This is a genomic window from Frankia sp. AgKG'84/4 (assembly GCF_023242965.2).
In the GTDB taxonomy this organism is placed as follows: domain Bacteria; phylum Actinomycetota; class Actinomycetes; order Frankiales; family Frankiaceae; genus Frankia.
The window spans coordinates 1-14,969 of record NZ_JALKFU020000075.1 but is presented as its reverse complement, the minus strand read 5'-3'; the positions used below and the strand labels follow the sequence as shown (position 1 = coordinate 14,969).

Here is a 14,969-nt window from a genome sequence, read left to right as displayed (position 1 = left end):
GCGCAGCGCCTCGACCCGGCTGCCCTCGGACAGGGCCATCAGCGCGGTGACGGCGAGCAGGAAGTCGCCCCGGGCCCGCGGGCTGCGCAGCGTCTCCTGCGCGAAGGCCTCGCTGCGCCGCCAGCCGCCGCGCGGCTGCGACGCGGACGTTCCCGGCGGGTGGGACAGGTAGCGCACGAGCGGGTCGGGCAGCATGACCACCCGCACCTCGGGATGGCGCGCGGCGCGGATCACCCACTCCCAGTCCTCGTGCAGGGTGCGCTCGGTGTCCCACGGAACGGCCCGCAGCAGCTCCCGGTCGCACAGCAGGGTGGACGAGCCCATCCCGAACCCGCTGTCACGGCGCAGCGAACGGCGGAACAGGAACTCCGACACGTCCTCGCCCGGGCCGCGCATCGCGCGCCGCGGGGCCACGTCGAGGACCGCGCCGGCGTCGTTGACGAGCAGCACCGGGCAGGAGACCAGCGGCAGCCGCGCCGAGCGCCGCGCCAGCCGGTAGGCGGCGACCTGGCGCTCCAGCTTGTCCACCAGCCACTCGTCGTCATCGTCGAGGAACGCGACGAGGTCGCCGGTGGCGCGGCGGGCGCCGATCATGCGGGCGCCCCCGGGACCGGCGTCGCCGCCGGTGGTGACGATGTCGACCAGCGGCTCGGCGCGCACGTCGGCCGCCAGCCCGTCACCGTCCGGGCCGTCGACGACCACGACGATCTGGACGGGCCGACAGGTCTGCCCGACCGCGCTGCGCACGGCCGCGGCGAGACTGCTCCGTCCGACCGTCGGGATCACCACCGTCACGGCGAGTTCGTCGACAGCGCTGGCCAGGTCCGGCGTCGTGGCGCCGCTGATGCCAGGCGCGGTCATGCCGCGGTGTCGGCGAGGTCCGCGGGCCGGGTGTCGCCGACCGGCTCGGCGCGCCCGGTGGCGCCGAGCAGCCCGTCGAACAGGTCCTGATAGCGGCGCGCGGTCTCGGCCCACGAGGTCGGGTCGGGGTAGTGGCGGCCGCACCGCGCCGGCAGCTCGCGCAGAGCGGCGAGCAGGGCGGGCACGTCGGCCGGCGGGACGAGGGTGGCGCCGGGGTACTGCCCGGCGATCTCGGTGAGCCCACCGACGTCGGTGACGACGACCGGCAGGCCGGCCGCCATCGTCACGTGCAGCGGTCCCGACGCCGAGGAGCGCCGGTAGGGCAGCACGACCGCGTCCGCGTTCGCGAAGTGGGAGTTCACCTCGACGTCGCTGACGTACCGGTTCACGAAGACGATGCGGTCGCGGTGGCGCGAACGCTCGATCATCCGGGCCGGCAGGGTGTGCCCCTCCCAGGTCTCACCGACGACGGTCAGCCGGAACCTGGCCACCTCGTCGTCCGTGAGCAGATCGAAGGCGGAAAGCAGGTCCTCCAGCCCCTTGTACGGCCGGATAGTCCCGAAGAACAACAGGTTGGTGACCCCGTCGTGGCGCCGAGGCGCCGGTACACCGGCGCTTCCGGCGTGCTGACCATAGGGACCGTGCGGAATCACCGCGATCGGCCGCCCGAGGCTTCCGAAACGCTCCCGCACCGCGGCGGCGTCATGCTCGGAATGCACGACCATGGCATCGGCCCGCCGCAGCAGCGCCGGGAGAACCCGGTCCACGTAGGCGGCCACGCCTGGCCGGGTCGCTTCACCGGTGTCCTGCGTCTCGTGGAATTCCACGACGACCTTGGCGCCACGGGCCCGGGCGAGCGCGGCGATGGCGAGATAGCTGTGCAGAACCGTTCCGGTCCACCACTGCAGGACGACCACGTCGGGCCGTTCCCGGCGCAGGAAAGCGAGCGCCCGCGCCATCGTCGGACCCCAGAACCAGTCGACGCCGTCGAACACCGGAACGGTGTCCGGATACTGCTGGTTCACGATGGACGCGTCGCCGACGCGAGCGCGACCTGGATAGAACCTGGCGGGCAGCAGCCGACGCATGAGCACTGTCGAGGTGCGCAGGTTCTCGGTACGGTCGAAGGTCTGGGTCAGCTGATGGGTGTAGTAGCTGATACCGGAGACGAATTCCCAGCCGGATCCGACGATGCAGACCCGCGGGCCCGCCGTCCCCGTGGTGCCGGCCGCCGCGCCGTCGGCACCCGCCGCACCCAGGGGGCCGACCGTTGCCATGGCGCTGACGGTGCCGCCGGCGCCGACCGTCGTGACCGTCGCCGGACGCCTGGATGACCTGCGGCGCAAGCGCTTTCCTTGGTCATCGCTGGCATGCCGCTGACGGGACTCGACGACGATCGTCCGCAGCACCCGCAGCCCGTCGGAGAAAGCATTGAGATTGCTGACACCGAACATGCGCCGGTGCTCGAAGCTCGGCACTTCGGCGACCCTCAGGCCGGCCCGCGAAACCCGCATGTTGATCAGGGTCTCGACCTCGAAGCCATCGCCCCACTGGCCGACGGTGCCGTGCTCGCCCGGATCGAGGGCGAGGAAGGGCAGACAGTGCCGCCAGAAGGCGTTGTAGCCGTAGCAGAGGTCGGAGAAGTCACTGCCGATCAAGGTGTTGACCAGCCCGTTCAGTGCGGCGTTGCCCACCCGGCGGAACCGGGTGATGTCGCTGCTGCCGCCGCCCGCACGAAACCGGGAGCCCTTCGCGTAGTCCGCGCCGGCCGTCAGCGCGGCGACGAAGGCCTCGATCTCACCCGGGTCCGCGGAACCGTCGGCGTCGAGCATGACGATGACGTCCCCGGTGGCAGCGGCGAAACCGCAGGCGAGTGCATTTCCCTTGCCGCGCCGGGTCTGATGAACGATGACCGCGTCCGGTCGCAGCGAACGCGCCACCTCGATGGTGTCGTCGGTCGACCGTCCGTCGACGACAATGATTTCAGCGTCCGCCGGCAGTCTGGCGAAGACGTGCGATAGGTTTCGCGCCTCGTTCAGCGTGGGAACGACGATACTGATCGACGGCGCGCCGTCAGAACTACTCAACGCTTCACCCCGATTACAAACGTTGGTTCGCGATCCGTACCTCAGCCAGAGATCGCGCGGACACCGTAGAGGCGTAGGCCTGGAAGGGCCGCCGCTGGCACGAAAATAGGCACGCCGAGATCCCTCTCGACCGCGACTCCCCCTCGACTCCGCCGGCAAGGGTTTTCCCTCGACCCCGCAGAGATTCCTTAATATTCCCCGTCTTGACGCAAATCCTAGCACGGAGGCAAGCGCCACCTCGGTGACGCTCAGCACACCCCGTATCGGATAGATGCCAGCCACGTTAAAGATTGGATCATTGTGGAGCGGGCAAGAACGGCGGACGGCGACCCTCGACGGGGGCGGCCAAACCCCGTAGCTACAGCACCTTCCATCGATCACCTGGAATTCGATCGTGGCCGGCCACGTCGTATTCCAGTCCCTCCGGCGAGCCAAAGAATTTCACCTTCCGTCGTGAAGCCCGCGCGGAACGAATCAATTGTGGCTCGCGTCACCGCTTGGCCGACAGAACACCGCACCGGCCCCACACCCAATAACCGCTGGTCAGACCCGCTATAAGCGCCCGACGGAGCACGAACCGGTCGACATGGGGCCCGTCGGTTGCCACCCCATACGCTCCACGACTTCCGATCAGCGCCCGCCGTTCCTGGCGCTACAGCAATCATGTCGAACAGATTTCGTTCATTTGCTCATATCCGACACCATCCAGGACTCAGGGTCCCCCGTCCGGGCATCACCCACGTCGATCCGGCCGCCCCACCGCACCAGGCGCGCCCTCGGCCCCGCGTTGGCTCGATCGGGACCACGCCGCGCGGCGGCGGCCACCGTCAGGCCACGAGGGCCCTCACCCCGCACGGCGAGCTGGCCCCGCCCCGGCCGACCCTTCCCGGCGCCGCCCATCGCGGATTCGGCACAAGGGGTGACCCCTGCTCGATCGGGGCCAGCGCGGCCCGCCGGCCGCGACACCGCCACGAGGAGTGGTGACGCGGGGTCGTGGTCGACCGGCAGCAGCCGAACCGCACCAGGATGCTGCCGATCTTTTTAATCCGGCAGCTTTTCCGCCAGAGTCGGCAATAGTCGAGATTCACACCTCGACTCGTCGAGCGGCGACAGCACCACCGTTGAACTTCGAGCCTTCCGTACCTATCAACACCTATCAACGCGACAGGCCACCGACCATGCGGTTCCGCGGCAGCAGACATTCACCCCCGCCGCCCGGAGCCCGCAACGAGCTTTGATACTCTCCAGCGAGACGGATTGTCGAAGAGGGTCACCCGCCGACGAAGAGGTGACCGGCTAACCGTGCGTCCGCGACCTCGAGTCGCCGGGGAGACCCCTTTCGGTCCGTCTGGCCACGGTTGACTTCGCTCATCGTGCACTTCGCATCGACCGAACGCGTTTAGAGGAACGCAATACGGCAGCCAGTTTGCATCGGGGGATCATGACTGGATTGACATGGTGATCGAAGCCGGCGTACACCCCACCGCAACGCCCCTGTGGCGCATCGCGGCCGCTTCCTTCGTACCGCAGGAACGACGGGCTCTCCTCGACCGTCCGCTCCGCCGCCTGCCGGTGGCGGCGATTCTGCTGACGCAGGCCCTCCTGACTCTGCGGCTGCACAATCTCGCCAACCCGGACGAGGCTCTCTACATCGACGCGGGGCATGCCTACCTCAGCCAGTGGCACGGCGGTCCGCCCGCTCGCGACTACGGCAGCTACTTCTCCGGATTTCCCTACGCCTACCCGATCATCGCCGCCGCGATCGACAGTGTCGGCGGCCTGGCGCTCGTCCGCCTGGTCAGCCTCGTCCTGATGCTCACCGCGACCTGCTGCGTGGGCCTGATCTCCGCGCGGATCGCGGGACCGGTCCACGCCAGGGCGGCCCAGCTCCTGGGGATGGCTCTGGCCGCGCTGTCGGCCTCCACGCTCTTCGTCGGGAACCTCGCGACCTTCGACGCCCCCTGCTGCACACTGGTCCTCGTCGCCGTCACGCTCGCGGTCACGCGGACCGGCAACCTCTCGGCGCTGCTGGCCGGCCTCGCCGTCGCCGGCGCGGCGATCTTCAAGTACACGGGTGGAGCGTTCCTTCCCGTCGTGGCGGCCCTGGCCTTCCTGGCGACCAGGCCGACGACCCGCGGCCTGCTCCGCACCGGCGTCGTCTGCCTCACGGGCGGGTTCTTCCTCGTCGATGTCTACGTGCTGGAGCGAGGCTTCATCGGCGCCGGCATCGCCTTCACCACCTCCAGCAGGACCGCCGAAAGCCACCGAAGCACGGGCCTGCTGCTGTCGGAGTTCGCCCGAGGCGCAGGCGTCCTGCTGCTCATGAGCATCGCCGGGCTCCTCGCGCTCCACCACTGGCGCCGTGCGACCAGAGAGATACTGCTCGCTCTCGCGCTGCTCGCCGCCGGCCTGGCGATACCGACCAGCCAGCTCCGTCTGCACGAGTACACCTCCTTCAACAAGCACGCCGTGTTCTTCGCACTGTTCGCTGCGCCCGTCGCAGCGCAGACCGTGCTGATCAGAAGCCGCGTTGCGCGACTCCTGGTCGTCCTACCCGCCGCGTACCTGGCGCTCGTCATGGCGCTCGCCCACTCGGCGTTCATGTTCAGCGAATGGCCGGATCCAAGCCACGTGATGACGGCCGTGAACAAGGCAAACCGGCCCGGCACCTACATCGGCGTGGGCGCCGACGAAATAGGCTATTACGAGAAATCCCAGCCCCAGTTCAGGTGGACCGAACCGTGGGCACTCTATGGTGCTGGCCCGGACGCCGTCCGGCGGGCCATCGTCAGCAACACCTATGCCGGAGTCTTCTACACCTCCGGCAGCAGCGGCACCCAGAGCCTGGACGAGAACACCGCGCTCGTCGCCAGGCTCCTCACGTCGAACCCCAACTACGAGCTCGTCGGGACGTGGCCGAAGCACAAGTACGACCTCAACCGGTGGTACCTCTGGCTGCGGAAGCCGGCGGCAGGCTAATCGATCCCATGTCTGCTGTTCACGTGGCGCCGAGCGCCCCCGCCCTACCACCGCTCCCGGTCGACGCGAGCGCATCGGATCGTGGGTTCCGGAGTGACATTCAGGGCCTCCGGGCCATCTCCGTCGTCCTGGTCGTTCTTTACCACCTGAAGGTCGCCGGATTCACCGGAGGCTTCGTCGGGGTGGATGTCTTCCTCGTCATCTCCGGATTTCTGATCACCGGGCAGCTGCTTCGGGTGGCGCAGCGCCCACCCCACCGTGTCCTGGCGGACTTCTATCAGCGACGGGCCCGGCGGCTCCTGCCGTCGGCGGCAGTTGTGGTCCTGTGCACGACAGTTGCCTCGCGGATCTGGGCGCCGCCGCTTCAGACCAGGTCCACCGGCATCGACGCCGTCTACACCGTCTTCTACGGCCTGAACTACCGGCTGGCCGCCGACGGCATCGACTACCAGCGGTCGGGCAGCACACCCTCGCCGCTACAGCACTTCTGGTCGCTCGCCGTCGAGGAGCAGTTCTACCTCTTCTGGCCGATCGTGGTGCTCGCGACCGTGGCCCTCTCTCGTCGACGCTGGCCGGTCGCCCTCCGGATCATCCTGCTGCTCACCACCGTCGCCTCGTTCCTGGTCTCCCGTCACCTCACCGTCAGCGACGCGCCGCTCGCCTATTTCTCGCTGCAGTCCCGCGCGTGGGAGCTCGGTGTCGGGGCCGTGCTCCAGGTCTTCGTCGCGGCCGCGCGCCAACTCCCCTCGCGGGCCGCCGACCTCGCCGCGGGAACCGGAACCGTCCTCATCGTCCTGGCGGCACTCACGTACGACGACAGCACGCCCTTTCCCGGCCAGGCAGCCCTGCTACCGGTCGGCGGAGCGGCACTCGTCGTCCTCGCGGGCCTGCGGCACCCGACCTGGCTGGAGCGCGCGCTGCTCAGCCGATCCCCCGTGCAGCGTCTGGGCGCGTTGTCCTACGCCCTGTACCTGTGGCACTGGCCGCTGATCGTCCTCGCCCCGGCAGTTGTCGGACATGCCCTGAGCTGGCCGGAGAAGCTCGTCGTCGTGCTGGTCGCGGTCGTGCTGTCGCAGCTCACCCAGCTGTTCATCGAACAGCCGACGAGGCGGGCCGCCGTGAGTGGCCGCGACTGGCTGGTGGGCGCCGCACTGATCTCCCTGACGACCGCCACCGTCGCGATCCTGCTGGTGTCCAACGCGGTCTCGGTCCTCACGGTGCCACCGGTCGCGGGGGCCCCAACCGGCGCCGGCCAGGGGCGGGACCCACTCGCCGGGGCGAGAACCGGCGGGCAGGTGACGCCGACGGTCCTGCACGCCGGCAGGGACACGCCCGCCTATCCCTCGGAGTGCATCGTGGACCTCCAGGGCAGCGCCTCGCCGCGATGCCTCATCGGTCCCGACGGAAGGCTGAGCGCGCGACCCATCACCTCCGATCGCATCGTTCTGCTGGGCGACAGTCATGCAGGTCAGATCTTTGATCCGCTGTTGGCGATAGCGGCGAGCCAGGGCTGGTCCGTCGAGGTCCTCACCAAGGTGGGCTGCCCGATCGCGGACGTCGACCTCCACAGCGCGGCACTGCGTAGGTCCTACGACGAATGCGGTGACTGGCGGCGGGCGGCAGTTCGCCGACTCGCCACGGAACCGCCGCCCAGGATGTTCGTCCTCGGGCAGCTGAACCGTTACGACCTCGCCGGAGACACGCTGCGACGAGGGTGGGCGAAGACCCTGTCCGACCTCGCCGCCCTCGCGCGGCCGATCGTCTACCTGCAGGACACACCGGTTCCCGGCGCCGACATACCGACCTGTGTCTCCGGAGCCCTCGACGACTGGCGCCACTGCGAATTCCCGTCGTCGCCCGCCCTGCTGCCGGACGCCCTGGCGCTGGGGCCGCCGAGAGGCGTGAGCGTGCTCGACGTGAACAGCTATCTCTGCCCGCGAGCGGCCGCCCGGTGTCCCGCGGTGCGCGCGGGAATTCTCCTCTACCGAGACGATTCACACGTCTCCCGCACCGCCATGTTGGCCCTTACTCCGATCATGCGGCAGGAGCTTGTGAACGCCGATCTCATCCCTGGCCAGAAGAAGGCCCTCCCGCCGGCGGGATAGCTCCAGGGCCGCCGGCATCCGGACGATGCCTGATCCGACTCCATGCATCCAACTGGCTGGGGGACCAGAGATGTCACACACGACCATCGTGGTACCGACCTTCAACGAGAGCGGCACCATCGCGGAGCTCGTCGACCGGCTCAGCACCGTGTTCTCCAGGCGCGACGCCGAGATCCTCTTCGTCGACGACTCCAACGACGACACGCCTGCGGTCATTCAGCACGTCGCCCGGGACTGTCCCCTGCCGGTCAGGGTGATCCACCGTCCGTGCGGCGAGCGGTCTGGCGGGCTCGCCGGGGCCGTCCTGCGAGGAATTCAGGAAAGTGAAAGCCGCTACGTCGTCGTCATGGACGGTGATCTTCAGCATCCGCCGGAACTGGCCGAGCATCTCGTCACAGCCGCCGAAGACGGACCGGCCGACGTCGTCGTCGCGTCGCGTTACCTGGCGGACGGCGACGTGGCGGGTCTCGGATCGGGAGCCCGAAAGGCGGTATCGAGCGCCAGCACGATGCTGGCCCGCGTCGCCTTTCCCCGCCGTGTCGGCCGCGGCTGCACCGATCCCATGACCGGCTTCTTCTGCGTGCGCCGATCCGCGCTCGACCTGAACCGGCTACGTCCCCGCGGCTTCAAGATCCTCCTGGAGATACTCGCCCGGCACGAGTTGGCGGTGGCCGAAGTTCCGCTTGTCTTCGGGGTGAGGACGTCCGGCAGCAGCAAGGCGTCCCTGCGCAACGGTCTCGCCTTCCTGCTGCAGATCACGTCTCTCCGGCTGGGTACGACGGCTCGGCTTGCCCTGGTCGGCGCGGCCGGGCTCCTGCTGAACCTCCTCGTCATGGCCGCGCTCATCGCGCGGGGATCCTCCTATCTCCTGGCCGCCACGGCGGCCACGGAGGTCTCGATCGCGGTCAACTTCTGTCTCCGGGAGAAGCTGGTCCACCGTGATCCGCGCCGCCGCCGATACTCGCGGCGCACCCGCGCGCTGCAGTTCCTCGCCTACAACAACATCGACGCGCTGCTGCGGGCGCCGCTGCTCGTCCTTCTCGTCGACAACGTCGGCCTGGCCGCGGTCCAGGCGCAGGCCATCACGATCATGGGATCGTTTCTGCTGCGCCGCGCGGTGAACCAGAAGTTCACCTATCGGCAGCGTGGCCGCCGCAGCGCACCGGCTGTTCCACCACGCGACGACCAGAAGTACCTCTACGTCGGGCGATACCAGCACCGGTGGATCTTCTGGGCGCAGGCGGTGGCGTTCGGCGGAGTCGCGGTCAGCACCATCGGACTCGCCCGCAACTCGCGGTGGACACTCGTCTTCTTCCTTCCCCTGGCCGTCATCCTCGCCGAGCAGGTTCTGGCGCTGCGCACCTCCACGTTCAGCAGACGCATCACCCTGCCGGACCACCTGTTTCTGGTCGAGACCTACGCGCCTGCCCAGCACCCCTCGGTCGATATCTTCCTACCGACCGCCGGTGAGCCCGCGGACCTGCTCCTGAACACCTACGACCATGTGCGCGGAATCGACTGGCCGGGGCGCGTCGAGACCTTCGTCCTGGACGATGCCGGGCGACCGGAGGTGGCGGAGCTGGCCCGCCGGTTCGGGTTCACCTACCTGGCCCGGCCCGGCAGCGAGTTCAAGAAGGCCGGCAACCTGCAGTACGCCTATCAACGCAGCGATGGCGACCACATCGTCATCCTCGACGCCGACTTCGTACCCAGGAGGGACATCCTTCGCGAACTGGTGCCGTACCTGGCGGCCGATCCCCGGGTCGGGATCGTGCAGAGCCCGCAGTACTTCTCGACTGGTCCCGAGCTGTCCTGGCTGGAACGATGCGCCGGCGCGACACAGGAAATGTTCTACCGCTTCATCCAGCCTTCGCGGGACGCGGTCGGCGCCGCCATCTGCGTGGGCACCTCGGCGCTGTACAGACGAGCCGCGCTGGACGCCATCGGCGGCTTCCCGCTCATCGGCCACAGCGAGGACGTCTTCACTGGTGTGGAGATGGGCCGGCGGGGATACCAGGTCCAGTACGTTCCGGTCATCGTCAGTCAGGGCAGGTCGCCCGACGACCTGTTGGCCTTCATCAGTCAGCAGTACCGCTGGTGCGAGGGTTCACTGGCGCTACTGACCGATCCCGACTTCCATCAGGACACCTCTCTCACCGGGCTGGCGCGGGTGAGTTTCTGGTCGGGGTTCCTGTACTACCTGACCACCGCGGTGAGCGCCGTCGTCGCTCCGCTCGGGCTGCTGTCCATGATCTGGATCTTTCCCTCGCGGGTGTCGAGCAGCAATGCCATACCCCTGGTCGGCGCGACCCTCTTCTGGCTGGCCGTCTACCCGGTGGTCGCCAGCTCGCGCTGGCGGTTCGAGGTCCTCCGGGTGCAGGTGATCTACGGTTTCGCCCACCTCTTCTGCCTGTTCGATCTGCTCCGGGGCCGACCCGCCGAGTGGGTCGCGACGAACGTGCGCGGTTCGCGGCGGCGAGGCCCCTCCACCCGGGTCACGCTCGCGATCTGCCTCTACCTCGGCGCGACGCAGCTGGCGATCTTCGGTGGCCTGGCGCGTGGCGCCCTGGAGTTCGGCCCCGGACGGTACTGGGCGAGCGTGCTACTCGCCGCCCTGGGCGCCTACATCTATCTGCCGACCTGGTGGCTCGCCGTCGTATCGCTGGTCGGAACCGGCGAGAGGCCGGCGGCCAGCGTGCCGGCCGCGCCGCCGCACCTGCCTGAGCCGCGCGGCAGCCGCGATTCGGCTGACACCGCACCGATCGCGTTCGTAGCCGGCTTCAACTCGGTGCCGCGGTTCGACTCGGTGCCGCGGTTCGACTCGGTGCCGCGGTTCGACTCGGTGCCGCGGTTCGACAACGACCAGCGTTCCAGGCCGGGTGCGCGCCGCGAGTAGCCAGCGGTGGCCGGAGCGCCACGCCGCTGCGACGTGGCGCCCCCGCGCTCAGGCGTGGGCAGGCTCCGTCAGGTAGCGCCTGCTCACCTCCACGCAACGCTGGTTGGAGTCGAGACGCCAGTCCTGTTCCTTCTTCTCGCTGAAGAAGAGCAGGCCTCCGAGCCGGGGGAAGCTGCGACTGCGGTAAAGGTTCTCGAGCCACTGCGCCTTGCCGGGATTCTCGGCGCAGCCGATCTCGCCGATCTCGAAAGGGGCCGTCCGATGCAGGCTGGTAAGCCTCGCGTACATCGGCCCGATCAGGGCCTGTGCTGAGACGAGCGGAGTTCCATCGCTGTTCCAGCCCCAGTTGTAGCCGTCAAGCCCGATGATGTCGACGTATTCCTCGCCGGGCCAGTACCGTTCGACCGGTATTCCGCCGACGTCGTTCATGTTGGCACAGAACATGAAGCGGGTGTTGGTAGCGCCGGCCGCGCGCGCCGCGTCGACGACATGACGCCAGCCGCGGATCCAGTCATCGACGCTCGCAACGTTGCTCGTCGCGCTCGCCACCGTCCATGGATACCAGTTTCCGTTCATTTCGTGGAACAGTCGAACGGTGACCGAACCCGGATATGATCCGCTTTGCGAGAAGAAGTCATGCAGTCTGGCGTCGTGGGCGCCGGACATGATGTCCCGGAAGTTGACGTTCCATGCCTCCCAGCCGACGATGCAGTCGTAGACGGGGCTGGTCGAGAGGCCCGCGATCTGGCTGGCGACGCTCTGGTTCCAGCCGCCGTCCCAGGCCTGGAACCAGGAGAACAGCGGCAGCCTGGCGCCGAGCCTGCGCTCCAGCGTCCGGTGGTTCGTGACCAGATCCGCATCGCCACCCACCCAGGCCCCGAACCGACATCGGCGATGAAGGGGCGGCAGGTCCAGACCGCTGTCACTCAGGAATGTGTCCGTCGCGCCTTTCAGCGCCGGAAACGCGGCCGCGCCGGCTCCCACCAGACCGGCGGTGATCAGAAAGGAACGGCGCCGCAGCCGAGCGAGGATCGGCGGGTGTTCGGCCGCCGGTCCGCCCTCGACGTTTCGACTATCTTCCGACGTCACTACCCGCTCCCAGACTGTTCATGGACCGGAAGCTGGGACCAACGAGGTGACTATTCCGCCTCATTCTGTTCCCTTACCCTGGCTTCGCCGGCGACGGAGACTCACGACTGGCTGCCTGCATGATTCTATCCATGCGGCACGGAGTCCCCCGCAGACTCGCCGGCTCCGCGGATCCAGGTGACAACCGATGCGATGCGGGTAGATGCAAGGCGGCTCTCGCGGCGAAGTTCATTTCTACCGACACCGAAAAAGCCGGCGCAGCATCAAGGCACGGGCCGCGCCGCAATGGCGGGGCGCCCCTACCCGTCCGGTCAGACCGACCGGACGGGTGCGGAGCCGGAAGAGCTCAGTACGCGCCCTCGCGGCGGAGCACCGCGAAGACCGTGCGCCACAGGATGTAGAAGTCCAGCGGCAGGGACCAGTTCTGGACGTAGCGCAGGTCGAGGCGGACGGACTCGTCCCATTCGAGGTCCGATCGGCCGCTGATCTGCCACAGGCCGGTGAGGCCGGGCTTGACCATCAGGCGGCGGTGGACCTCGTCCTCATACTTGGCGACCTCGCTCGGCAGCGGTGGGCGGGGACCCACCAGCGACATCGTGCCGTTGGCGATGTTCAGCAGCTGCGGCAGCTCGTCGAGCGACCATTTGCGCAGGACCTTGCCGACCCTGGTCACCCGCGGGTCGTCGCGCATCTTGAACAGCAGGCCCTCGCCGCGCTCGTTGAGGGACTCCAGTTCCTTCTTGCGCTCCTCCGCGTCGATGTACATCGAGCGGAACTTGAACATCGTGAAGTGCTTGCCGTCCAAGCCCACCCGGACCTGACGGAAGATCGCCGGGCCCCGGCTGGTGAGGCGGACGGCGAGCGCCAGGGTGATGAACAACGGCGAGCACAGCAGGAGGACCGTCAGCGCGACGCTGCGGTCGAACAGCCCCTTGACCGCCCGACGGGCGCCGGAGAGCTCCGGCTCCTCGATGTGCAGCAGCGGCAGGCCGGCGACCGGACGGATCGAGATCCGCGGGCCGGTGACGTCGGTGAGCGCCGAGGAGACGAGCACGTCGACGTCGCTGCCCTCGAGCATCCACAGCACCCGGCGCAGCGTCTCGCCATCCATCTGCGGGCTGATCGCGACGGTGGTGGCGTGGGTGGCACGGATCGCGGTGTGCAGGCTCTCGGAGGTACCGACGATCGGCACGCCGAGAAGGTCGAAGCCACCGCGGTCGGAGTAGTCGTGACTGTGCCGGCCGGGGGAACGGTCGAGCACCACGCCGACGACGGACCAGCCGGCCGAGGGGTCGCGCCGGGCCAGGCGGACCAGGGACGCCGCGGAGTCACCGGCGCCGACGACGAGCACGCGGTGCAGCCCGCGACCGTTGCGGCGCATCCGGTGCAGGTAGCCGCGGGCGGCGAAGCGGCCGAGGACGGTGAGTATCAGGGCGGCCGGGAAGGCGATCAGAACGTAGGCGCGGGCGAGCTCGGCCTTCGTCGCGTACGACACCACGGCCACGACCGCGGTGAGGTGCGCGGCGGAGTTGAGGATCCGGCGGAACTCCTCCGAACCGTTACCGAGGAACCGACTCTCGTAGGCGCGGCCGAGGAACAGCGAGAGCACCCAGACCAGCGGCAGCACGACCGACATCGCCAGGTACGGCGTTACCGACACGGGCTTCAGGTCGAACTTGATCAGCCCACCGAAGCGCACCAGGTAGGCGACGCCGGCGGCGATCACGCAGGCGGCGGCGTCCAGCGCTAACACCAGCCAGCTGTACCTGCGCTCCCACGGCACGCGGGCCCGGTAGCCGTCGAAGGTGGCGTCGTCCTGCTCCTGCGGGGGCCTGGGGGCCGGTGTCCGGCCGGTCGCGGCCTCGGCCGCCCGCGCGTCGACCGGATCGAGGACGGCGGTGCGCACGCGGATCCGCTGCATCGGAATCGTGCGATCCGACGGGGCGAGGTCCAGGTCGTCCTCGTCGATCTCGCCCCGCAGCAGCGGGTCACGCACAGTAAACGGCGGTCGCAGCGAGCCGCGCACACCACCAGAGTCGGGCGTATTGTTGTTTTTGTCCGAATTAGGCGATCCGGACTGTGTCGTCGGATCGTCCGGTCTGTCGATCCTGCCGCGGCTGAAGACAGTGTCCGTCATCTGGCAGACCCCCCACGGTCACGGCCCCGCCAGCTGGCAAGGACGGAGTGCGGGCCGGGCGACATCAACGGCGCCAGGCAGGGCCGATGCCCCGACGACGCGGATGGCGAGGTGCCTGGCCAACGGCCGAGCCCCCCCGAACCCGACGATGTGCCGGTCCGGCGGACTCCGTCCGGCCGGCACTGTGTGTACACGACAACTCTAACGTCCCGGCATTGGCAGATCTACGGAGGTATCACAGGATGGATCGTTGACGTGACAAAAATCGCTGCTTGGCCAATTCACGGCAAAATCCGCGCGGGCCAAACTTACTCCGTCAACGGTCGATCCGACAGGACCCGACCACCAAACGCGACGGACGCCACTTAGTGGGACGAAACGGCGAGCTGGCCAGGCATCTGTGCAGGTCACCGAACGTCTGTCGGATTCCCGACCGATCGGTTCAGGCGCGACCAGACCCGGGATTTCCCCCACACTTCCGACCAACCACCGGCCAACACCCCGAAACGCCCGACGGGCATACCACTGGTCCGAGGGAGAACCGACGGGCCCGCTCAACGGCGGGCCTACGACGACAGACGGGATGTCAGCTCATCATGACGTCAGGTAGTCACGGAGGAGGCGCTCACCCGCGTCGATCGCGGCGAGTTCGACGTACTCGTCCCGGGTGTGGGCGAGGTTCGGGTCGCCCGGACCGTAGTTGAGGGCCGGGATGCCGAGCTCGGCGAAGCGGGCGACGTCCGTCCAGCCGTACTTGGCCACGGGGATGCGGCCCGTGGCGGCGACGAAGGCCGCGGCCGCGGGCGCGGCCAGGC

Annotated in this window: 7 protein-coding genes and 2 pseudogenes; 3 read left to right on the top strand and 6 right to left on the bottom strand. The window is 68.6% G+C overall.

Annotation, left to right across the window (positions count from 1 at the left end; translation table 11 throughout):
- The 3 genes and pseudogenes from MXD58_RS07815 to MXD58_RS07805 form a co-directional block, all read right to left on the bottom strand.
- A partial coding sequence (locus tag MXD58_RS07815) for a glycosyltransferase family 2 protein (RefSeq protein ID WP_250609150.1) occupies positions 1-861 on the bottom strand: 861 nt, incomplete at its 3' end.
- Positions 858-1,910, bottom strand: a pseudogene (locus tag MXD58_RS07810) (glycosyltransferase); the annotation flags it as partial. The pseudogene MXD58_RS07810 and the gene MXD58_RS07815, both read right to left, overlap by 4 nt.
- A 333-nt stretch (positions 1,911-2,243) precedes the next feature.
- Positions 2,244-2,948 (bottom strand): annotated as a pseudogene (locus MXD58_RS07805) (glycosyltransferase family 2 protein); the annotation flags it as partial.
- A 1,455-nt stretch (positions 2,949-4,403) separates the two neighbouring features.
- Here MXD58_RS07805 and MXD58_RS07800 point away from each other — a divergent pair.
- From MXD58_RS07800 to MXD58_RS07790, 3 genes are all read left to right on the top strand, one after another.
- The gene (locus tag MXD58_RS07800; RefSeq protein WP_248836617.1) at positions 4,404-5,927 is read left to right on the top strand and encodes a glycosyltransferase family protein; all 1,524 of its coding nucleotides are present in this window, start codon (positions 4,404-4,406) and stop codon (positions 5,925-5,927) included.
- 8 nt (positions 5,928-5,935) lie between these two features.
- Positions 5,936-8,032 carry an acyltransferase family protein gene (locus MXD58_RS07795; RefSeq protein ID WP_248836616.1) on the top strand — a complete coding sequence of 699 codons (2,097 nt, stop codon included), beginning with the start codon at positions 5,936-5,938 and terminating at the stop codon, positions 8,030-8,032.
- A gap of 70 nt (positions 8,033-8,102) precedes the next feature.
- On the top strand, positions 8,103-10,928 hold the full coding sequence (locus MXD58_RS07790; protein ID WP_248836615.1) for a glycosyltransferase: 2,826 nt from the start codon (positions 8,103-8,105) through the stop codon (positions 10,926-10,928).
- A gap of 48 nt (positions 10,929-10,976) precedes the next feature.
- Here the strand turns inward: MXD58_RS07790 and MXD58_RS30640 are convergent, their stop codons facing one another.
- The 3 genes from MXD58_RS30640 to MXD58_RS07775 form a co-directional block, all read right to left on the bottom strand.
- On the bottom strand, positions 10,977-12,017 hold the full coding sequence (locus MXD58_RS30640) for a glycoside hydrolase family 26 protein (RefSeq protein WP_248836614.1): 1,041 nt from the start codon (positions 12,015-12,017) through the stop codon (positions 10,977-10,979).
- Between the two features lie 346 nt (positions 12,018-12,363).
- Positions 12,364-13,938, bottom strand: a complete 1,575-nt coding sequence (locus MXD58_RS07780) for a sugar transferase (RefSeq protein WP_374615782.1) — start codon at positions 13,936-13,938, stop codon at positions 12,364-12,366.
- 810 nt (positions 13,939-14,748) lie between these two features.
- Positions 14,749-14,969: M20/M25/M40 family metallo-hydrolase (locus MXD58_RS07775; protein WP_250609149.1), on the bottom strand; the 221-nt coding region annotated here is incomplete at its 5' end.

Coding starts and splice junctions, on each gene's coding strand:
- MXD58_RS07790 (WP_248836615.1), top strand. CDS start 8,103: ATGTCACACACGACCATCGTGGTACCGACCTTCAACGAGAGCGGCACC.
- MXD58_RS07780 (WP_374615782.1), bottom strand. CDS start 13,938: ATGCAGCGGATCCGCGTGCGCACCGCCGTCCTCGATCCGGTCGACGCG.
- MXD58_RS07795 (WP_248836616.1), top strand. CDS start 5,936: ATGTCTGCTGTTCACGTGGCGCCGAGCGCCCCCGCCCTACCACCGCTC.
- MXD58_RS07800 (WP_248836617.1), top strand. CDS start 4,404: ATGGTGATCGAAGCCGGCGTACACCCCACCGCAACGCCCCTGTGGCGC.